Here is a 20,119-nt window from a genome sequence, read left to right as displayed (position 1 = left end):
TTTCCTCTTTCCTTCTGTATACCCAGAAAGCTTTTCATCTCTAAAGGAGGCCCCCCAGGAGACCAAGGCATCTTTCCAAGAGGTGTTTTTGGAAAACTCAGCCCCCCATGCTTCGTCGTCGTAAAAACTTCTGCCCTCCGGATCTTTGTAGTCTTTTTCTTCCTCATGCCTGTAAAGTATTGCCCTGGCAGTTTCCCCTTCCCATTTAACATAAAACCTTGAATAATCATTCTTTTGTTGATTTTCATCCCCATTATAGGTCCAGCGGGAGGTATATTTGCCCCATACTCCTGAGAAGGTGAATGGGCCACTTTTCAACGTCAAACCCCCTGAGTCCTGGTCGTAATCAAGATTCTTGTTTATAACCGTACCATTCCAGGACAGGCGTGACTCTCCTTCCTCTGAATGGCCGTACCATATCCTGGCGGAAAAATCCCCCTCGCTGGTCCAACCGCTGAAGGAGCCCTCTCGCCAGTCGTTGGTTCCAGCGCCTCCCGTGATCTTTACCCCTTCGCCCAAAGGTTTTTTGGTTATTATGTTTATCACACCCGCTGCAGCCATGGAGCCGTATAAAGCGGAACCAGCCCCCTTGACCACCTCGATACGCTCTATGTCCTCCAAGGGAATGGAGCGCAGGTCGTATGCCGCAGCCCCTGCCCCATGACTGGCCTTATAGTAGGGCACTCCATCAACCAAAATCAAAACCTCAGTCACAAGGCCCCTGAGCTTTATGTTGTCCTCTTGAGTACTGCCGTTGCGGGAAGATATATAAATTCCCGGGACCGTGGAGCTTAAAAGCTCTCCCAGCTCGGTGGCTCCGCTTCGCTCTATGTCCTCCGAGGTAACCACGTACGTGGCAGCAGGAACCTCCTCCAAGGACTGATAAACCCTGGAGCCGGTAACTACCTCGGGCTCAAGGGTCAAAGCTTCCTGAGCGAAGGAAGCTCCCGCCCAAAGCCCTACCACCATGACCGCAATGGCCAAAAAACCTGAAAAAAGCCTTCCCAACTTCATATAAAACCACCTCTCCTACGAAGTTTGGGGCCACAAAAAAAGGCCCATAAGGGCCAAAAAATCCGTCTCCTCCCTGGCCCTCGCGGGAAGAAACTTCCAGCTGAAGGGATCGGTATCCGGACTTGGGGTCTTCCTCCAGGTGCGCCTTCCCAGCAAACTTGCCAGTGGCTCTATGCACCCTTCGTCACCCTCACCGTAGCGGGGCTGTGCCGGATTCTCACCGGCTTCCCGATTTCCCTTCCGCTAATCTTTCGTTTTGCCCACATAAAATATAGCCAAAACCCTCCAAAGTCAAGCCCTCAGCAAAGAACAAGGGGAGCTTCGATGCTCCCCTCAACATTGGTTCTATCTATTCATCCATGCCAATCCTTGGATCAATACCTGAAGATGGCCGCCACATCCTTGCCTCCTGGCACCTCCTCGGGACTTACCACGTACACCTTGCCCCTGCTCCTCAAGGTCTCCACCGCTGCAAGGTCCAAAAGATCCCTTGCCTCAGGATCCTCCCTGGAGGTAAGCTCCATTTCGTGTGTGGCTTTTTTCCATTTGCCCCACACCTGGACCCCCAAAGGCACAAAGAGTACCTCCACCCTGCCTGAAAAGGCCGCCGGCAGTACTTCCTCGAGCATGGAAGAGGCCTTGCCTGTCCCCAAAAGGGCCTCGAACTTCTCCTTTGCCTCCATTTCCTCTTTCTTGAAGATAGGTTCCACTATGGCCTTTGCCCTCTGGAAGAGTTCCTCAGCCGTCAAATTGTCCGGGCTTCCCTCCACGAACTCCTCGGTCACGTGGGGATAGGACGCAACCTCCTTGTACAGGGAGACCACGTAGGCAACTCCTGCTGGAACCAGAGGCGCCGTCTCGTCCTTTAGAAGCTCCCGTATTCCCTTGTCCACCATTCGCAAGAAGGTTTTGAGGTTTTCCTTGAAGTCCTCGTCTCCTGCACCGTGGCCATGAAAGAGTCCCTGCCGGCCCGGGGCTGAGCCGATCTGACCCTGTTTCTCCAGGGGCTCGTACTGAAGGGCCTCGGATATGCTCTGGGGAACGTTCTCCAAGTCGACGTTTCTGAAGTCCTCTTTGGTGCACTGGATCAATCTTATTTTCTTCTTGCTGAGGCACAGAACGTAAAAGTCATCCCCACCGCCTACAAGAGGCAAAAGGGGCTTTATGTGAAATCCCCGGGAAACCACCGCAAGCTTGGGGACCTCCAAGGGTATCCTGTAGATCCTCTCGTACCCCTCGGACAAAAACACTGCAAGGGCCTTGCTTTGGTTTTCCCAGAACATGGAGTTCGAAAGCAGTTTCTTAGCAGGTTCCAAAAGATCCTCCACTTCCTGCTCCTTGAGTCCCCGACCCAAAAGTTCGTCCTGCACTTCCCCAAGGACACTCTTGAAAGCTATCTGGCTCTTTCGGGGCTCTGCGGGAAGGGGCGTGGGCATGTAGATGGAAACGCTGGGGGCCTTCTGGTGTTCCGATAACGCTATCAGCTCGCTTCGGGTCAACAACCTCATGACTTTTCGCCTCCCTTTCCTTTGCTGTTCTGCTCTTTGAGGCAATTCCCCAATGAAAAGGGACGGGGAATCAGCCTCCTTTACTTTCTCTAATTATAACACTAATCTATCAAGACAATGGGGCATCCTCAAAGGAAAAACTTTCCCGTTCGAAAAGCTCCACACAGGCTTCCACTACCTTGTGGTCGTACAAAATTCCCTTTCCTGCTTTGATCTCCTCCAACGCCTCCTCAAGAGTCAAAGCCGACCTGAAGGGTCTGTGGGAGACCATGGCCTCCACTACGTCCGCAACGGCCAATATTCGGGCCTCAATGGGGATATCCTCGCCTGAAAGCCCTCTGGGGTAGCCAGAACCGTCCAATCTCTCGTGGTGGGCATAGACTACTTCCGCAAGAACTGGCCTGTGGGTAAGCTTGCGCAATAGCTCATACCCTTTCTGGGGATGGGTGCGGACAATCTCCATCTCCACGTCGCTCAACCTGCCGGGCTTGTTCAAGATCTCCGCCGGCACTGCCACCTTCCCTATGTCGTGCACCAACCCTGCAAGTTTGACAAGCCTGATGCGCTCTTCTGAAAGACCCAATTTCCTGGCTAAGGCCTCTGAAAGAAAGGACACCCTTCTTTGGTGATCATAAGTATAGGGGTCCTTCATCTCCACCGTCTGAGCTAAAATTCCAATGGTGTCTTCCCAAAGCTTCTCAACCCGTCCCAGCTCCTCCTTGGCAAGGTCCCTTGCCGTTTTGTATTTGCGGGCCATCTCCGCCAAGGCTTCCACGTCGGTGTAAGAATTGAGTATCGCCTCCATCTTTCCATCGGAAAAGAGCGGGACTTGATTGAACAGAACGTGGAAGATCTCTCCACTCTTTTTCCTCCTTACCGTGACGCGCTCTATGCTTTTACCCTCTAAAGCCGATTTCATGTGATGTTCTGCCTCATGCATGCGGTCCTCGGGCACCACCAGCTCCCTCAAAGTCCTACCCTCTGCTTCCTCCCCGGAATAACCAAAGACCTTGGCGAAGGAACTATTGACCCGCTGTATCCTCATAGTGGTGGGATCCTGAAGAGCTACTGCATCTGGAATGGAGTCGAAAAGCCCCTCAAAGAAGGCCTTCTCCCTCAGGATCTCCTTCTTGCTGGACAAAAGCTCCTTGCCCTGGCTTATGCTTTTCTTAAAGGCACCATAGCCGCCCATAAGGCTCAGCACCAAAGCCATCGCCAATATGATGATCCCAGCAACTATCCAATCAGGATAGGAACCAGCGCCCCCATTAAGTTCCAGCCATTTTCTAATGGAAGCCTGTAGCACCGAGTTGGGGTCGTTTTTCATCTGCTTCAAATTGAAATCTATGACCTGCTTGAGAACGTTCTGCCTACCCTTTGGAAAGGCAAAACGCCACTCTGAGGGGTGGAATATGACGTTGGTGGCCACCACCGGGTATTTATGCTCATTGAAATACCCAAATATTCTACTGACGACCCCACAGGCCGCTTGCCCCCTCAATATGGCTTCGAATACCTCTTCCCCTGAAGGTACCTCCATGAACCTGCACCTGATGCCAAAATCCCCTAGGAGTTTTTTAAAATATTCACCGTATATGTCGCTTTTTTCCACCGCAACCGTCAAATCTTCAACGTCCAATATGGAATCTACGTTCAGGCCCTTTCGCTTGTAAAGCACCCCCCAATCGGTGAACACCGCCTCCGTGCTGAAATCGTAAAGTCTTTCCCTCTCAGGAGAGAAAACAATGGCTGTCATAACATCTATTTCTCCTCTTTCGAGGCGCTTCAATCCCTCATTGAAGGTTCCTTTGACGTATTGCAAAGTGTAACCTTCCTTTTTGGCTATATGCTCCAGGACATCGGCGTACAGTCCTTTGACCTTGTCATCTTCAGTAAAGATAAGGGGGTAATACTCATATACTCCTACCCTTATCAATTCTTCGGCACTGGACCTGACAGGAAGGAAAAAACACGCAAACAAACACAAAAGACATATCCACAAACATCTTTTCTTCATGCCTCGGCTCCTTCCTCTTCCTCTAGACTTTTGTTTGCTCCTTCCTTCACCAAAGCCTGCATTGCTCTCTCTTGGTCTATTTTATCAAGCACTCGTTCCAAACCTTTGCGCCTTGAATTGACCAGGGAGTCGTACTCGTCCTGAAGGGATTTGATCCTCTTGCCCAATTTATCCATCCTATCAAGGAACTTTTCCCACTCGGCTTTGAACCTGCCGAAAAGGGCCAGAATCTCCTTGGATGCCTGCTGTAGGGCAAAGTTTTCCACGGCCTGTCTCACTACGGCCAAAACAGCAAAGAGTGTAGTGGGGGAGCAGAATATTACTTTCCTTGAAAGGGCCTCATCCAAAAGCGCAGGTTCATTTTCTTGGATGAATGAAAAAACCTGCTCATTAGGGATGAAAAGTAGCGCATAGTCCACGGTCCCTTGCTCTGGATCTATGTACTCCCTGGAAGCTACTTCCTTTATCCTGTTTCGGACGTCCCTTATGAAGGCCTTAGCGTAAGAATCTTTTTCCTGCTCCGAAGGGGACTCCATATATCTTACATAGTTGTCGAAAGGAAATTTGACGTCCATATTGAGCACTAGGCCCCGAGGAAGAAGGAACGAAAAATCTGGCCTCGTGCCATTGGCCGTCTGGCTCTGTTTCTTGTAATTTATACCTTCGACTAGCCCTACAGCCTGCAATATGTCCTCGGCCATCCTCTCCCCCCACTGCCCTCTCGCCTTGGAGCTTGCCAAAACTTCCTTTAGGCTCCCGGCGGTTCGGACCAACTCCGCCGTCTGGATGCTGAACTCGGAAAGCTTTCCTGCAAGCTCCCCAAATTTCTTCTCCCTATCCTTTTCCAATTCCTTTATAAGCCTGGACACGTTCTCCAGCTTTGATGCCATCTCTTCCAGTTTCTGATCTATAAGGGCCTTTTTACCTTCGAGCTCCTGTGAGGTCGCCTGTCTTTCTGCTTCAAACCTCGAGCGAGCGAGCTTCAAAAACTCATCAGTGGAACGGCTCAGAGCCTGAACGGAAAGCTCACCGAAAGCCTCCTTCAGACGGGACATGGCCATCTCCATCTGGTTTTCTGCCAGCTCCCGTGCCGCCCTGCCATGAAAGAACCTCATGAAAGAAGACACTATTACTCCCAGCAAAAAACCCGCTATGAACACAAATATCAAAACGTAAACCATGCCAGAATTGGTCAATTCGTGAATCTCCCCCAGCAGCTTTTATTTATAAAATAAATGAAATATATTTTTCCACATATATTATGGTATATTAATACACAAAACAAAGCAACAAAGCCCTCTGCTTTTGGTTGTTAGGGCTTGAAAATAGGAGACGCCCATGAAAAAAAGAGGGTTTACCTTTGTAGAACTGCTTGTGGTCTTCATAATCATTGGGGTACTTTCGGGAATGCTCCTCTTGACCACCCTTTCGGGAAGGGATAAGGCCATGGCAACGAGGATAATCTCCGACATGCGCACATTGAAATCTGCCGCCCTCATGTATTACCACGAGGAGGGAAAGAAGTGGCCTATTGGACCGGTGAGCGAGGCCTTCTGCTCCAAGTACCTGGACCGAAAGGCGCCTGAGTCAGGGGACGAAAACCTTTGGTACGGCTTTGATTCATCAGATCAGACTCCATGCCTTGTGGTGGCAAACCTCCCATCCGAAAGCTTTGGTCTAAGGAAGAAACTTGCCTCCATGGCTAGCGAGGCAGGAATCTTCGAGGATAAAAGCTTAACCAGGATATACGGAGAAACCTCGCCCCCTCCGCAAAGGGTGTACATGCCTGTTGCCGTTAAATCACCATCTCCATGAAGGTGCCCTTTCTGTCTGAAGCCATGCTAAAATAACATCACAAGACAAACAGGTAAAAGGGGGAAGTCCCTCAATGGCCAGGCTCTTCAGCAAAAAGCACGAAAAAAAAGATTTCACGGGCCCTGTACTCGGCGGGTCCTTTTTCGAGAACCTCTTCGATCACTCCCCCGAGGCCATAATAATCTGCGACAGGGAAGAAAGGATCATAAGGGCCAATCGCACCTTCTGCAAGCTTTTCGGCTACTCCGAGGAGGAAGTGATAGGTAAAAACGGAAACGACGTGGTGGCCCCCACCCCCGACCTAATGAGGGAAGCTGTAGCTGTAGATGAACTTATGTGGACAACTATGGAAAAAGTATGTATGGAAACCATACGTCTTAAAAAAGATGGAACGGCCATACCGGTGGAGCTCCTGCAGGTGCCCTTTGAGCTGGAGGACGGAACGCTCTACGATTACACCATCTACCGGGACATAACCGAGAGGAAAAACGCCGAATATGCTTTCAGAAGAGAAAAGGTATTTTTCGAAAAGCTGTTCGAGGCAACCCCCCTTGCCATAATGATATGCGATCCAAAAGGCAGGATAACCAGGGCAAATCCAGCCTTCTTAAAACTTTTCGGTTACCCCGAGGGGGAAGTCATAGGAAGGGCCTGCTACGACATAGTGACCCAGGATGCAAGGTTGATTGCCGAAGCCCGAGAGATAGATAAGCGCTTCTGGTCGGGAGAAAACATTCACATGCAGGTAAAAAGACAGAACAAGGACGGGAAGATCCTCCACCTGGAGCTGGTTCAGGTTCCCCTAATTCTGGACCAAGACACCATGATGTGCTACGTCATATATAGAGACATATCTCAACAGATCAAAGCCGAGGAGGCATTGAAGGAGAGCGAAAGAAGGTACCATGCAGTGGTTCAGGACCAGGACGAGTTCATAGTCCGCCTCAATACAGATGGGGTTTTGACCTTCGTCAACGATGCCTACTGCCGATACAAGGGGATGTCAAAGGAAGAACTTTTGGGAAGCTCCATATTCGATGATTACACCCCTGAGACAGCAGAAAGGCTCAAAAGGGAGATTCTAACCTTTCTAACTCCTGAAACCCCCGTCAAAACCAGCGAAGTATATAACGACCTGCCCTCAGGAAAAAGACAGTTCGTCCAGTGGAGAAACAGAGGCATATTTGACCAAAACGGCAAGCTTATAGAGATCCAGAGCGTCGGAAGAGACGTAACGGACCTAAAAGAGGCACAAGAGCAGTTAAAGCGCTTGAACGTGGTGCTAAAATCCGTAAGAGACATTCACCGCCTAATAAACAGCGAAAAGGACCCCACACAACTTCTTCAGAGCATATGCGTAAGCCTAGTGGTCAACCAAGGATACCCCAACGTTTGGATAGCCATATTGGAGTTCAAAAATTGTCTGGCCAGCATTTTTGAGGCAGCCATGATAGATGGCGACACCCCCATATCCGAAAGGATGTGCCGCAAGGAGCTCAACAGAGCTTGCCGAAAAGTTTTAGAGAGCCCTGGGGTCATAATAGAAAAGGAAGTGGTCCCCTGCAGCTACATTCCATTATTGAACGAATATCCGGACAAATACTCCATGTCCACCAGGCTGGAATACCAGGGACACGTTTTTGGCCTCATCACCGTCGCCTTGCCCAAAGAATACATGGTCACAGAGGAAGAAAAAATAATATTCCAGGAAACCGCCCAGGACATAGCAATGGCACTTTATAACCTGGGGATACACTCACAGGGAGGCGTAAAAGGAAAATGCGACTAGAGGATGTTATAGGTCCAGTAATGATAGGCCCTTCATCCAGCCACACCGCTGGAGCGGCAAGGTTGGGCAGGTTGGCGGCTCTCATATGGGGCAGACCTGTAAGGGAAGTCACCATATTTTTGAGGGGTAGCTTCGCCGCCACCTGGTGGGGACACGGGACTGACCTTGCAATCCTGGCGGGGCTCTTGGGCTTTCTGCCCGATGATCCAAGGATTCCCAACGCAAGGGAAGAAGCAAAGAAAAAGGGCATCCATTGGACCTTCAAGGCGGAACACCCCGATGGAGCTCACCCTAACTCCGCTAGGTTTCTCTTCAAGGACGAAGACACTTCCATGGAAGTGGTGGGAGCATCCATAGGTGGAGGCGCCGTGAGGCTCTTGGAGATAGACGGCTTCAAGCTGGAACTCTCCGGAGAACTGCCTGCTTTGATCACCTTCCACAGGGACACTCCGGGAGTTGTAGCATCTATAACTGGCCTTTTGGCCTCAAAGGGCTTGAACATAGCGACCTTGACGCTCCACAGGCAGGGCAGAGGCAAAGGCGCAGCAATGGTAGTGGAACTTGACGAAAACCCCCAAACGGAGATAATGGACGCAATCTCTCGCTGCCACAGCGAAATATTCAGGGTGTTACCCTTGAAGCTTGGAGAGTGAAGGCCATGCTTTCTTTCGAGGAGATCCTTTCCATATCCAGGACAAAGGCCATATCCTTTCCTGATGCCTTCGTGGAGAGGCAGAGCCTGGAGTACGGAGACAAAATTCCTGTAATCAAGGAGAACATGGCCCTAAGGTTACAGGAGATGAGGAGGTCCGTGGAGGAAGCGCTTGAAAAGAAACCTTCAGGCAAGATAGTTTCGGACATCTCCGATAAGATGAACTTTTACGAGGGGGCAAATCAGCCGCTTTCGGGGAAATTCGTCACAAGAGCCTGTCAGATAGCCTTGGCGGTGGCAACGCACAACGCATCCATGGGAAGGATAGTTGCGGCTCCCACCGCGGGAAGTTGCGGCATCCTGCCGGGGGTGCTGTTTGCAGCAGAGGAGATCTTTTCGTTCTCTCAACAAACCCTTCTCGAAGGGTTAATAACGGCAGGAGGAATAGGAGCCATAATAGCATCAAGGGCAACCCTCTCTGGTGCTGAGGGAGGGTGTCAGGCTGAGTGCGGAGCTGCAGCGGCCATGGCCGCCGGAGCCTTGACCCACATGAGGAAGGCCTCCGCCGAAGCGGTGGCCCAAAGCGCAGCCCTGGTCATCAAGTCCATATTGGGCCTGGTCTGCGACCCAGTAGCAGGGCTCGTGGAGGTCCCATGCATAAAGCGAAATGGCACCTTGACCGCCCTGGCAGCCGTATGCTCCGACATGGCATCAGCAGGTATAGAGTCCTCCATACCGCCTGACGAAGTAATAGACGCCATGTACAAGGTAGGAAAGGCCCTTCCTGAAACCCTCAGGGAGACCAGTCTGGGAGGTATTGCAGCAACTCCAAGGGCTCTAAAGATAGAAGAAAAACTCAAAGCTCTGGCGCCTGATATAAAATAACAGTCTTGGGAGGGTTCAAGATGGATAGAGCAATGAGGAGAAAGGACAAGGAGATAACGGACCCCAAGGAAATAGAAAAGATCCTAAAAAGGGAGAAGATATGCAGGGTGGCCTTCAACGGCAGCCCCTTCCCATATGTGGTGCCCCTGTGTTACGGTTACGAGGATGGTGCCATATATTTTCATGGCTTCGGCGGGGGCAAAAAGATAGACTGCATAAAGGATGACCCTCACGTGTGTTTCGAGATAGACTGCGACGTCAAGATAATCTCAGATGAAGACCCTTGTGAATGGACCGTACACTACAGAAGCGTCATAGGCTACGGCAGGGCGACCATACTGGAGGATCCAGAGGAAAAAAAGAAAGGCCTCGATATAATAGTGAAACAATACGCCGGAAGGGCCTTGCCCTTCCCCGAAAAGGCCTTGGAGGCCGTTTGTGTAGTAAAGGTGGAAATAGAATCAGTTAAAGGCCGCAAAAACGGCTACGAAAGGTGATAGAGTTCATGTTGGGACACCTGGTCAATTTCCTGGTTGACACCATAGGACACATGGGATACCCGGGCATAGTGGCTCTCATGTTCTTGGAGTCCTCCTTCTTTCCTTTCCCCAGCGAGGTAGTGGTACCTCCTGCAGGATATCTTGCATCCCAGGGGGAGATGAACCTTTGGATGGTCATCCTTGCCGGTATAGTCGGCAGCTTGCTGGGTGCTATCTTCAATTACTGGATCGCAGTGAGGATAGGAAGGCCCTTCTTTGAACGGTGGGGCAAATATTTCCTGGTGAGCGAAAAGACCCTTAAAAAATCCGAGGTATTCTTCGCCCGGCATGGGCATATAAGCACCTTCATAGGAAGGCTCTTGCCCGGAATAAGGCAGTTGATCTCCCTCCCCGCAGGACTGGCCCGCATGCCCATGGGATTGTTTTTGACCTTCACGGCCCTCGGTTCAGGTATATGGGTGGTGGTGTTGGCCTTCATAGGATACTGGGTAGGCAACAATAGCGACTTGGTGGAAAAGCTGCTTCATAAAACTACCGTTATAACCCTAGTTTTATCTGCTATCACCATTGCCTTGTACACCTGGAAGGTAAGGAGCAAAAATACCTCCTAGAGCACATCCATTCTTTTTGCATATTACCCATTAACCAGTTAAAATAGTCATACGTACTGATGCGTATTGCCCATTAACCAATGTAGCATATATGCTAACATGGGACATTCAAAGACAAACAAAACAAAGAAATCGAGGGGATAGGCCATGTCCATGAGAGATATTTTCCACGGAGGGGGCGAAGGTAAGCCTTTGAACCTTCCCGCTTTGAAATTCAAGAAGGGGCTTTTAGTGCTTCTGGCCCTTTTAGTGTTTTCCACCGTCTTTTTCCCGGCTTTCGCCAAGTTCTACACCGATTGGCTGTGGTTCGATGCAAGGGGTTTTTCGGCGGTGTTCTGGAAGCAGGTACTTCCCCAATGGGGCTTGTTCTTAGCAGCGTCCATAGGGGCCTTTATCATACTGACGACCTCATGGCTTTTGGCCCGAAAGGGCGCCGCCTCCTTGGATATAGAGGGCGTAACCCCAATTCCCACCAAGAGGTCTGGAGTGATCGTAGTCATAGTGGCCTTTTTGATCTCCATAATGAACGGCCTGGGCGTAAAATCTCAATGGGACGTGGTCTTACGCTTCCTGAACAAGGCTTTGTTCTCGTCTTCCGACCCTATATTCGGAAAGAACATAGCCTTTTACGTTTTCGACCTTCCCTTTTACTCGCTGCTTCAGGACTGGCTCGTGGGAATACTCATAACGGCCCTTTTGGGTTCAACCTTGATCTTCGTTTTGGCATGGATTCCCCAGATGAGGGAACAAAGCCACTTTTCCCTCCCTCAAAAAGCAAGAAGACATCTTTCCGTTCTGGGTGCTTTGTGTGTGGCCTCCTGGGGGGCCGGTTTTTGGCTTGAGAGGTTCAATCTTCTCTTCTCTCCCCAAGGAGTAGTATTCGGAGCAGGATACACTGACATCCACGCAAGGCTTTTGGGCATCAACGTCATGTTCGCCCTATCGATGATCGTGGCCATCCTCCTTTTGGTAAACATCATGAGGAGGACTTGGAAGCTCGCCGCCGTGGCACTAGTGCTTTTGGTGGCATCGAATATAGTGATAAGAGGCGTCTACCCTGGCATAGTCCAAAAGTACGTAGTAGAGCCCAACGAGTACCAAAAGGAAGCACCATACATACAATACAACATAGAAAGCACACTGAAGGCTTACGGCCTTGATTCACTGAAGACGGTGGATTTCCTGCCGGCCAACAGCGTAACCTGGGAGCAAATCCAGAAAGAAAAGGAGACCATAAACAATATACGACTTTGGGATTACAGGCCTCTTTTGAGGACCTACAAACAGCTTCAGGAGATAAGATCTTACTACGATTTCAACGACATAGACATAGACAGGTACAACCTAGGGGGTTCATACAGACAGGTCATGCTCTCTGCGAGGGAACTGGACCTACAGCAATTGCAAAACCCAACCTGGGTAAACATGCACCTGGAGTTCACCCACGGCTACGGTGTAGTAATGAACCCGGTGACCGAGATAGACCCTGAGGGCAAACCGGTCTTCTTCATAAAGGACCTGCCTCCACGAATCTCCGTCCCATTGGAGATAGAACGGCCCCAAATATACTACGGTGAAAAGGTTCAGCCGTACGTGCTGGTCAAGACCAAAATAAAAGAGTTCGATTACCCCATGGGAGGCGCCAACGTGAGGACCACCTACGAAGGAACAGGAGGGGTCGCCATAGGCTCCATATGGAGGCGCCTTGCCTTCGCCGTCAGGTTTAGGGACTCTCAGATTTTGTTCACCGACGCCATACTGCCCGAAAGCCGGATAATGTTCTACCGGAGCATAGGGGAACGGGTCAGGAAGGTGGCCCCCTTCTTGCTCTACGACAACGACCCGTACCTTACGATCATGGACGGTAAACTGGTTTGGGTCCAGGATGCCTACACGGCGACTAACCTGTACCCCTACTCGGAGCCTGTGAGCACTCCCGCGGGGCGAATAAACTACATACGAAATAGCGTGAAGGTAACGGTTGATGCCTACAACGGGGAGATGAACTTCTACATAGCTGACACAGAAGACCCCTTGGTAAAAAGCTGGGCCAAGATCTTCCCTACCCTTTTCAAGCCCATGGACGAGGCCCCAGCCTCCTTTAGGAAGCACATAAGATATCCCAAGGGGCTGTTCCTCATACAGAGCGAGATATTCAGGACTTACCACATGAAGGACACCAACACCTTCTACAACAAGGAGGACGTGTGGGAGCTTCCCAAAAGCGGCAAGGCAGGAAGCCTGAATGCGTATTACGTGATAATGAAGCTTGCAGGAGAAGAAAGGGCTGAATTCATGCTCATCGCCCCCTTCACACCCGTGGGCAGAGACAACATGATAGCCTGGATAGCAGGAAGATCCGATGGAGACAATTACGGAGAGCTATTGGTGTATCAGTTCCCCAAGCAGAAGCTCATTTACGGCCCGACGCAGGTTGAGGCCCTGATAGACCAAGATCCGGAGATATCCGCACAGCTTTCCCTGTGGAGTCAGAGGGGTTCAGACGTAATTCGAGGCAACCTCCTGGTCATACCCACTGGGGACTCCCTGCTTTACGTACAGCCCTTGTACCTGAGGGCAGAAAACAGCGACCTTCCGGAACTTAAGCGAGTCATCGTTTCCTCAGGTGGAAGGGTTGCATGGGGAGAACGCCTGGAGGAAGCCCTGACCAACCTCCTGGGGCCAGCCCCTGATAAGGGCATCCAAAAGGCTAAACCTTCTATTGTTACCCAAAAGAGGGAACCTGATGGAAGCCTTTTAGAGGGCAAATCACCAGAAGTTTTGGCCCAAGAAGCAAAAATAGCCTTCGAGGCCGCCAAGGAAGCAGCACAAAAGGGAGACTGGGCCGCCTACGGAAGCAGGCTCAAGGAACTTGAAGAAGTCTTGACCGAGCTTTTGCAGAGGCTATCTGAAACCGAAAGCAACAAAATTGAATAAAAGGTGTGATGAATATGGGGACCCTAGAGGACTTAGGGAACATAGGGGAAGTAACGTTAGAGGAATTTCTGGACAAGATTCCTATCCCCATATTCGTGCTGAACAAAGACCATCAAATCATCGCATGGAACAGCTCCTGTGAGACTCTAACAGGCATCTTACGGGAAAATATCCTCGGTAAAACCTGGGAAAGCCTTGACTTTTACGATCCTCCTCGCCCCTTATTGGCCGACCTGATATTGGACGGAGCTGACACGGAAAAGATTCGATCTTTCTACGGTGAAGCATGCCATCCAGGGTTTTTAAACCATGAAAGCTGGGAAGGAGAAATCTTCTTACCTAAAATTAATGGGGGAACATGGATAAAGTTCGCCGCTTGTCCTATCAGAGATAAAAAAGGAAATGTAATAGGAGCATTGGAGACCTTGGTGAACATAAACGAAATAAAAGAAAAGGAATTTAAACTTCAAAAGTACAGTGACCGCCTAGAGCTGCTTAACAAAATAGTAAGAGAGATATCTGGTGAAGATTCTCTCCAGAGACTTTTTGACAGATCATTATCCCTGTTGAAGAAAAAACTGAATTATTCTAATATTAGCATCCTGGCTCAAGATTCTACCGCCAACGACATTTCCCTCTCAATAGTAGCTGCAACCTACTTGGACAGGGATCTTTTTAGAGAATTATCGGAAAAACTGAAAGAATCGGGCAAAGGCTTAACCTATAAGGCTGCTAGAGAAAAGCGAGTAATAAACACTCCTTCGGTGATCGGAAACGATGATTATTTCCCCCTCACGGAAGGAATAAAAGCGGAATTAGACGTCCCAATCCTTTTTTCCGATAGGCTTTTGGGGGTCATATGTGTTGAAGGGACCTCCCCATTTGGTGTGGAAGATGAAAAAATATTTCAGCTTTTGGCCGACCAGTTGGGAGTCCTTTGGAAAGAAATCGAGACCAGGGAGGTTATAAAGAGGCAGGCGACCATAGACCAGCTCACAAACCTGCCCAACAGGTTCTTGTTATTTTCCCGACTGAAGGAAGAACAAAACAGACTTCTGCGCTACGGTGGACGGATGGCTTTAGCAATGATGGACCTTGCAGGATTCAAAGCCATAAACGACAACTTGGGACATTTCGTAGGCGACAAGGTCCTCCGAGAAATAGGCAAGACCTTAAAAAATACTCTGAGAGAAAGCGACTTCTGCGCCCGATTTGGAGGAGACGAATTCGTCATCCTCTTCCCCTGCGTGCCCCATGAGGAGGTACTGACCGCCATATCAAGGCTTAGGTCGGCCCTATCGGAAATACGCATCGAAGAACTCCCAGATGGATACCCCATCGAGGCAGACTTTGGCCTGGCCTTCTATCCTGACGACGGAAAGAACTTAACAGCCCTGCTCCAGCTTGCAGACCAAAGAATGTACGAGGAAAAAAGACGGATGAAACGTTTGAGGGGACAATAAAGAGGAGGCAACAGAAATGGACGCAAGCCTTCAGCTTGTTGCGCTCTCCAAGGTAATAATAGCTGTCCTGCTTGGAGGCATTATAGGGGTAGAAAGAGAGAACATAGGCAAGCCTGCCGGCATGCGGACCCACATGCTCATAGCGGGAGCATCCACCCTCTTTGTCCTGTTGGGCAAGGTAATAATCTTAAATTACTGCATGTCCATAGGACAAAACGACTTCGTGAGAGGAGACCCCATAAGGGTCATACAGGCCATAGTTTTAGGCATAAGCTTCATCGGCGCAGGCACCATAATCCAACATCAGGAGAGAAAGACGGTAATATATCTTACCTCTGCAGCCTCCATTCTCTTTACGGCCGCCTTAGGCATCTGCGTGGCGCTGGATCTCTACATCCTCGCTGCAGGAAGTGTCGTGATAGTTCTGCTTATAAACAGAGGCCTGCGATATTTTGACAAGAAGATACTCAAAAGAAGAAAAGGGTCCTCCGTCAGCTGCAAGGACGCAAAGCCTTTCGAATAGCCATCATCTTTCGTCCAAGAACCGCTCCAGGTCCTTCACGTCGAAAGCGTGCAGGAAGGCCGTCTCCCTTGTTATCTTGCCCTTCTTGCACAAGGAAGCCAGGGAGTGCTCCATAAGCATCATGCCCTCGTTGGTACAGGTAGCCATTATGTTCCTTATCTGCTGAGGTTTCCCTTCCTTGACGAGGTTTCGTACAGCGTAGTTTGCCACGAGGACTTCCGTCGCCAAGATCCTTTTTTTGTCCGTGGTGTTCAAAAGCTGTTGGCTGCAGATTCCCACCAAGATATTGGCCAGCTGGGTCCTTATCTGGTTCTGCTGGTGAGGAGGGAATATGTCTATTATTCGGTCTATGGTGCCTGGAGCGTCCTGAGTATGCAACGTGGCCAATACCAAGTGACCTGTCTCCGCAGCTGTTATGGCAGAGGAAATGGTCTCAATGTCCCGCATCTCCCCAACCATTATGACGTCTGGGTCCTGTCTGAACACCCTCCTCAGAGCCTCGTGGAAGCTGGCCGAGTCCCTTCCTATCTCTCGCTGGTCGATTACGGCCTTTTGAGGAGTGAACACATATTCTATGGGATCCTCCAGAGTGACTATGTGACACCTTCTCCTAACGTTTATATCCTCTATTATGGATGCCAACGTCGTGGACTTCCCAGAGCCTGTAGGTCCGGTTATGAGCACCAAGCCCCTTGTCTTCTGGGCGAACCTGGATATAACCCAAGGTAGGCCCAACTCCTGCATGGAAGGGATCTTGGACTTGATGTGCCTGATAGCCATGGAAGGCCTTCCCATGGCTATATAGGCGTTTATCCTGAACCTTTCTCCCCCCACTAAAGAGGCTGCGAAATCTGCCTCGCCGCTCTCCCTGAACTTCCTGTAGCGCTCTGGGGAGACTAGCTTTTCCACAAAGCCAAAGATCTCATCATCATCAAGAGGATCCATGAACTCAAAAGGATAGATCTCTGTGTCCAAAAGACGGATGAAGGCGGGATATCCTGCTTTCAGATGAAGGTCACTGGCTCCCATTTTTACCATGGTCTCAAGCATGTCCACTAAGGATCTCGGGGCACCAGGGGCATTGAAAGGAGGGTCCCCAATGGGGAAGATAAACTCCTCCATTTCAAGCATCAACTTGGACCTTTCACTGCCCGATGAGTGTTTCCAGGAACTTGAATTAAAACTTTCTTCGTCTTTGGGAGGTATATTCATAGTTATTACCTCCAATATCAAATATTAGGTTCTCAACATACTAGCTAAACCTCTCCATTCTGTCATCTTGTATATAATCTTGCTAATGCTTTATAATTTTATCATGACAAGAGCAATCTTGCCACAATATTCTGCCCCCTTCTAATCGCCTTCTCCCAATTTAAGAGTACAAAGCAAAGCGAAGGCTGGAAAAGTCCAATCTTTTCCAGCCTTCGGGCGAAGCTCAATTTTATCCTTCCTAGTTATTATGTTTCCAATACCATTTTACCTTGTCCCTTCACAAACCTTCCGATAGGAGACGCCTTTACGAAGCCTGCCTTTTGGCACTCACGGCAGAACCCTTCGGCAACGTGCTCCGGGACCGCCAAAAGCAGTCCCCCTGAGGTCTGAGCATCGAAAAGAACGTCGGCCAAGGGCAAACTAAGGCCTTCCAGCCCTTCCACCCTTGGTTCATAAAGCTCCCTGTTGCGGTACGTCCCGGCAGGAACCAGGCCCATATTTGCCTTCTCCAGCGCTCCTTCAAGGATTGGTATTTTTTCTGGTTCCAAAAGAACATCCAGCGAACTTTCGCTTAACATGTCCAAAAGGTGTCCTGCCAAGCCAAAACCCGTCACATCGGTGCAGGCGTGCACCTGCGTCAATAGGTCATCGGAGAGCTTTAGGGGCAAGTCGTTCAGGGTCCCCATGCTTTCTACAGCCTCTTTTATCTCCTTCTCTTGGGCCATTTCAGCCTGGAGGGCCGTTATGATCATGCCCGTTCCCAAGGGCTTGGTGAGGATCAAAACATCTCCTTCCCTAGCGCCGGTAACCTTCCAAATACGGTCCCTTTCTACCTCGCCATATACCACCAGTCCATACTTGGGCTCCTCATCGTCCACGCTGTGCCCTCCTGCCAAGAGGGCTCCTGCCGCCATAACTCTCTCCTGACCACCTCGAAGTATCTCCTTAAGTACGTCGAGGGGCTGGCAGTTCACCGGAAAACCTACCACGTTGAGGGCCACCAACGGCCTGCCCCCCATGGCAAACACGTCGCTCAAGGAATTGGCTGCCGCTATCTGACCAAAGGCAAAAGGATCATCCACCACAGGGGTTATAAAATCCACCGTCAAGATGCCCAAACGCCGTTCATCTATCTCCCATACGGCAGCATCCTCACCGTGTTCCCATCCTGCAACCAAAAAGGTCTTCCCTTCGGGCTTGACCAAACCCTTTAAAACTTCCTCCAGGTCCGCCGGACCTATCTTGGCGGCTCAGCCGCTGGTTCTTGCCATCTCTGAAAGCCTCATTTTAAAAAACACCTTCTCCCGTACTAAGCCTTGCTTAGGTGTAGTTTGAACCCTCCATCTTCGTACTCTTCGACATTTACACTGTACCCCTTGCTCTTTGCAAACCGCTCTACGTTCAACCTGGAAGTTACGGTATCCACCAGCACCTCCAGATCATTATGCCCTTCGTCCAACGCCTTTTTTGTCAAGATGACCGGCTGAGGACACGACAACCCCCTTGCATCTACGATCTTTGCTTCGCTCATTTTACACCCCTCCTAAACCTTTTCCCTCATGGTAAACCCTACAATCAAGCAGAAAACCATTCCCACTATGGTGGCTATAGGACCAAAGGCTCCAGGTCCTGCGGGGGAACTAGCCAGGCTGAAGTTGTGGGCAAAACCGGCTCCCACGAGCATTCCCAAGATAAAAATCGCTGCGTCACCGTCACCTTCGCCGCTCATTATGAACTGCCGTCCAGGGCACCCTCCAGCCAGCGTAAAGGCTAGACCTGAAAGGGCCATCCCCATGAAGTTCCACAGGCTGTTGGTATGAGCCACCGGCTGGCCTTCAAAACCCAGGTGGAACTGCCCCAAGAGCAGGTTGGTCACGAAAGCCGCCACTATAAAGGCCAAAACTCCCTTCAGTAGATGACCGTCCTTCAGCATCACAAAATCCCTTATGGCTCCTACAGTGCAGAAACGGCTCCTCTGAGCAAGCCATCCCACAGCCAAACCCACCGCAAGAGATATGAGGATTGGTGCAGCCTGCGCACCTGGCCCCTTCACGGAGAAGAATATGGGGCCTGTGCCTCCAGGACCAAACAGAGGCTTGGTAATGTCCCAAACCAAGAGAACTACTGCTACTATGGGCATTACTAACCCAGAACTGGCTTTGTTAGGTAGGCTCTTTCCGAGGGTAAACCCATTCCACAGGAAATAGATGCCTATCAATATCCCTACCACGAGTCCTCCCAATCCAAACAGGGCGTTCAGGTCTCCAGCGCTTAGCCTCAAATAAGTCCTCCAAGGGCAACCCAAGAAAACCAAAGCCCCTATCATGGCAAAAAAGCCTAGGAAAAACCTAATGAGGGGGGAAGAACCGGACCGAGGCCTGTACTCCTTGTAGACTAATGACGCAAGGAAAGACCCCAAGATGAACCCTGAAAGCTCAGGCCTCAAATATTGCACCACCGCTGCTCGGTGAAGCCCCAAGGCCCCAGCGACGTCCCTGGTGAAGCAGGCCACACAGATACCCATGTTGCCGGGGTTTCCAAGAAAGGTAAGAATTGGAGCAAAAACACCTACAAAAAGTCCCGTAAGGGCTGGACCAAAACGACCGACCAACCATCGATTAACATAAGAAAACATGTCTTTCGCCTCCTTTTGTCTCTTGGAATGTACAAACTTTCTTCCATCCCAGAGAAGCCAAAAGGAAGCCAAAAACCTCAAACCTTAACGAGGTCTTGCCCCTGGTGCCATGCATGTCCATGAGGCAAGGCAAAAAACGGCCTTCTCCGGCGATGGAAGAACGCGGAACCCGCATTCAAATGCCTTCCTCACATGTGCATTAACACCATAAGGGACCCTCCTTTCATACATAAAATCGCTGTTGAGAATAATATCACAAAAATGTTACAAGATAAAATAAAAAGGAGCTCCTAAAGGAGCTCCTCACATTTATTCGTGCTAAAATTTGAACCTATTCTGCCTCGAACATGTCCTTTCCGACGCCGCAAACAGGGCATACCCACTCCTCGGGCACTTCTTCGAAGGGGGTCCCTGGGTTCACCCCGTTGTCTGGGTCTCCAGCCTCAGGATCGTACACGTACCCACACACGCTGCATACGTATTTCTGCATCTTAGTCCCTCCTCTTATCTGTTAAACTCAACTTAGTGGCAGGAATACCTGCCTAAGTTGGCAAAGAT

The 20,119-nt window shown here is 50.2% G+C and carries 18 protein-coding genes and 1 riboswitch; of the genes, 9 read left to right on the top strand and 9 right to left on the bottom strand.

All coding sequences use genetic code 11. The annotated features are described in order from the left end of the window. The 4 genes from V7Z69_RS08255 to V7Z69_RS08240 all read right to left on the bottom strand — a co-directional run. The coding region (locus V7Z69_RS08255; RefSeq protein ID WP_334139564.1) for a TonB-dependent receptor at nt 1-1,014 on the bottom strand (1,014 nt) is incomplete at its 3' end. Nucleotides 1,015-1,104: 90 nt separating this feature from the next. Continuing rightward, nucleotides 1,105-1,281, bottom strand: a riboswitch (cobalamin riboswitch). Between the two features lie 107 nt (nt 1,282-1,388). After that, the gene (locus V7Z69_RS08250; RefSeq protein ID WP_014162236.1) at nt 1,389-2,522 is read right to left on the bottom strand and encodes a baeRF3 domain-containing protein; all 1,134 of its coding nucleotides are present in this window, start codon (nt 2,520-2,522) and stop codon (nt 1,389-1,391) included. 109 nt (nt 2,523-2,631) lie between these two features. Then, entirely contained in the window at nt 2,632-4,539 is a 1,908-nt protein-coding gene (locus V7Z69_RS08245; RefSeq protein WP_334138419.1) for an HD domain-containing phosphohydrolase, read from the bottom strand. Beyond that, nucleotides 4,536-5,720, bottom strand: coding sequence for a DNA recombination protein RmuC (locus V7Z69_RS08240; protein WP_334138421.1), 1,185 nt, complete (start codon nt 5,718-5,720; stop codon nt 4,536-4,538). Before V7Z69_RS08240 ends, V7Z69_RS08245 begins: the two co-directional genes overlap by 4 nt. A 157-nt stretch (nt 5,721-5,877) precedes the next feature. Here V7Z69_RS08240 and V7Z69_RS08235 point away from each other — a divergent pair, with 157 nt between their 5' ends. From V7Z69_RS08235 to V7Z69_RS08195, 9 genes are all read left to right on the top strand, one after another. Continuing rightward, nucleotides 5,878-6,354: a type II secretion system protein gene (locus V7Z69_RS08235; protein ID WP_334138423.1), complete on the top strand. Its 477-nt coding sequence runs from the start codon at nt 5,878-5,880 to the stop codon at nt 6,352-6,354. 73 nt (nt 6,355-6,427) lie between these two features. Beyond that, the gene (locus V7Z69_RS08230; protein WP_334138424.1) at nt 6,428-8,143 is read left to right on the top strand and encodes a PAS domain S-box protein; all 1,716 of its coding nucleotides are present in this window, start codon (nt 6,428-6,430) and stop codon (nt 8,141-8,143) included. Beyond that, complete coding sequence (gene sdaAB / locus V7Z69_RS08225; protein WP_334138426.1) at nt 8,134-8,796, top strand: L-serine ammonia-lyase, iron-sulfur-dependent subunit beta; 663 nt, start codon at nt 8,134-8,136, stop codon at nt 8,794-8,796. The genes V7Z69_RS08230 and sdaAB overlap by 10 nt, the downstream gene beginning before the upstream one ends. Nucleotides 8,797-8,801: 5 nt before the next feature. Then, the gene (sdaAA, locus tag V7Z69_RS08220; RefSeq protein WP_334138427.1) at nt 8,802-9,680 is read left to right on the top strand and encodes an L-serine ammonia-lyase, iron-sulfur-dependent, subunit alpha; all 879 of its coding nucleotides are present in this window, start codon (nt 8,802-8,804) and stop codon (nt 9,678-9,680) included. A gap of 20 nt (nt 9,681-9,700) precedes the next feature. After that, complete coding sequence (locus tag V7Z69_RS08215; RefSeq protein WP_334138429.1) at nt 9,701-10,177, top strand: pyridoxamine 5'-phosphate oxidase family protein; 477 nt, start codon at nt 9,701-9,703, stop codon at nt 10,175-10,177. A gap of 8 nt (nt 10,178-10,185) precedes the next feature. Continuing rightward, nucleotides 10,186-10,791 carry a DedA family protein gene (locus tag V7Z69_RS08210; protein WP_014162228.1) on the top strand — a complete coding sequence of 202 codons (606 nt, stop codon included), beginning with the start codon at nt 10,186-10,188 and terminating at the stop codon, nt 10,789-10,791. Nucleotides 10,792-10,938: 147 nt separating this feature from the next. Then, on the top strand, nt 10,939-13,728 hold the full coding sequence (locus V7Z69_RS08205; RefSeq protein ID WP_334138431.1) for a UPF0182 family membrane protein: 2,790 nt from the start codon (nt 10,939-10,941) through the stop codon (nt 13,726-13,728). 14 nt (nt 13,729-13,742) lie between these two features. After that, nucleotides 13,743-15,191 carry a sensor domain-containing diguanylate cyclase gene (locus V7Z69_RS08200; protein WP_334138432.1) on the top strand — a complete coding sequence of 483 codons (1,449 nt, stop codon included), beginning with the start codon at nt 13,743-13,745 and terminating at the stop codon, nt 15,189-15,191. 16 nt (nt 15,192-15,207) lie between these two features. Then, a complete protein-coding gene (locus V7Z69_RS08195; RefSeq protein ID WP_014162225.1) occupies nt 15,208-15,714 on the top strand; it encodes an MgtC/SapB family protein in 507 nt (168 codons plus the stop codon). Between the two features lie 3 nt (nt 15,715-15,717). Here the strand turns inward: V7Z69_RS08195 and V7Z69_RS08190 are convergent, their stop codons facing one another. From V7Z69_RS08190 to rd, 5 genes are all read right to left on the bottom strand, one after another. Further along, entirely contained in the window at nt 15,718-16,926 is a 1,209-nt protein-coding gene (locus tag V7Z69_RS08190; protein WP_014162224.1) for a type IV pilus twitching motility protein PilT, read from the bottom strand. Between the two features lie 245 nt (nt 16,927-17,171). Beyond that, nucleotides 17,172-18,212: a selenide, water dikinase SelD gene (gene selD, locus V7Z69_RS08185; RefSeq protein WP_081468055.1), complete on the bottom strand. Its 1,041-nt coding sequence runs from the start codon at nt 18,210-18,212 to the stop codon at nt 17,172-17,174. Nucleotides 18,213-18,235: 23 nt separating this feature from the next. Further along, nucleotides 18,236-18,457 carry a sulfurtransferase TusA family protein gene (locus V7Z69_RS08180; protein WP_334138434.1) on the bottom strand — a complete coding sequence of 74 codons (222 nt, stop codon included), beginning with the start codon at nt 18,455-18,457 and terminating at the stop codon, nt 18,236-18,238. A gap of 12 nt (nt 18,458-18,469) precedes the next feature. Beyond that, a complete protein-coding gene (gene yedE / locus V7Z69_RS08175; RefSeq protein WP_334138436.1) occupies nt 18,470-19,561 on the bottom strand; it encodes a YedE family putative selenium transporter in 1,092 nt (363 codons plus the stop codon). 331 nt (nt 19,562-19,892) lie between these two features. Further along, nucleotides 19,893-20,051: a rubredoxin gene (rd, locus tag V7Z69_RS08170; RefSeq protein ID WP_334138437.1), complete on the bottom strand. Its 159-nt coding sequence runs from the start codon at nt 20,049-20,051 to the stop codon at nt 19,893-19,895. Nucleotides 20,052-20,119: the final 68 nt, after the last annotated feature.

It is taken from the genome of Thermovirga lienii, assembly GCF_036847465.1.
Lineage (GTDB): Bacteria > Synergistota > Synergistia > Synergistales > Thermovirgaceae > Thermovirga > Thermovirga lienii.
Note: the sequence above shows the minus strand (reverse complement) of the source record. Positions and strands in the feature narration are given on the sequence as shown.

Excerpts from the sequence above, each read along its gene's own strand:
- yedE (WP_334138436.1), bottom strand. The coding sequence starts at position 19,561 with ATGTTTTCTTATGTTAATCGATGGTTGGTCGGTCGTTTTGGTCCAGCC.
- V7Z69_RS08215 (WP_334138429.1), top strand. The coding sequence starts at position 9,701 with ATGGATAGAGCAATGAGGAGAAAGGACAAGGAGATAACGGACCCCAAG.
- V7Z69_RS08240 (WP_334138421.1), bottom strand. The coding sequence starts at position 5,720 with ATGGTTTACGTTTTGATATTTGTGTTCATAGCGGGTTTTTTGCTGGGA.
- V7Z69_RS08205 (WP_334138431.1), top strand. The coding sequence starts at position 10,939 with ATGTCCATGAGAGATATTTTCCACGGAGGGGGCGAAGGTAAGCCTTTG.
- V7Z69_RS08200 (WP_334138432.1), top strand. The coding sequence starts at position 13,743 with ATGGGGACCCTAGAGGACTTAGGGAACATAGGGGAAGTAACGTTAGAG.
- V7Z69_RS08190 (WP_014162224.1), bottom strand. The coding sequence starts at position 16,926 with ATGAATATACCTCCCAAAGACGAAGAAAGTTTTAATTCAAGTTCCTGG.
- V7Z69_RS08180 (WP_334138434.1), bottom strand. The coding sequence starts at position 18,457 with ATGAGCGAAGCAAAGATCGTAGATGCAAGGGGGTTGTCGTGTCCTCAG.
- rd (WP_334138437.1), bottom strand. The coding sequence starts at position 20,051 with ATGCAGAAATACGTATGCAGCGTGTGTGGGTACGTGTACGATCCTGAG.
- V7Z69_RS08235 (WP_334138423.1), top strand. The coding sequence starts at position 5,878 with ATGAAAAAAAGAGGGTTTACCTTTGTAGAACTGCTTGTGGTCTTCATA.
- sdaAB (WP_334138426.1), top strand. The coding sequence starts at position 8,134 with ATGCGACTAGAGGATGTTATAGGTCCAGTAATGATAGGCCCTTCATCC.
- V7Z69_RS08230 (WP_334138424.1), top strand. The coding sequence starts at position 6,428 with ATGGCCAGGCTCTTCAGCAAAAAGCACGAAAAAAAAGATTTCACGGGC.
- sdaAA (WP_334138427.1), top strand. The coding sequence starts at position 8,802 with ATGCTTTCTTTCGAGGAGATCCTTTCCATATCCAGGACAAAGGCCATA.
- V7Z69_RS08210 (WP_014162228.1), top strand. The coding sequence starts at position 10,186 with ATGTTGGGACACCTGGTCAATTTCCTGGTTGACACCATAGGACACATG.
- V7Z69_RS08250 (WP_014162236.1), bottom strand. The coding sequence starts at position 2,522 with ATGAGGTTGTTGACCCGAAGCGAGCTGATAGCGTTATCGGAACACCAG.
- V7Z69_RS08245 (WP_334138419.1), bottom strand. The coding sequence starts at position 4,539 with ATGAAGAAAAGATGTTTGTGGATATGTCTTTTGTGTTTGTTTGCGTGT.
- V7Z69_RS08195 (WP_014162225.1), top strand. The coding sequence starts at position 15,208 with ATGGACGCAAGCCTTCAGCTTGTTGCGCTCTCCAAGGTAATAATAGCT.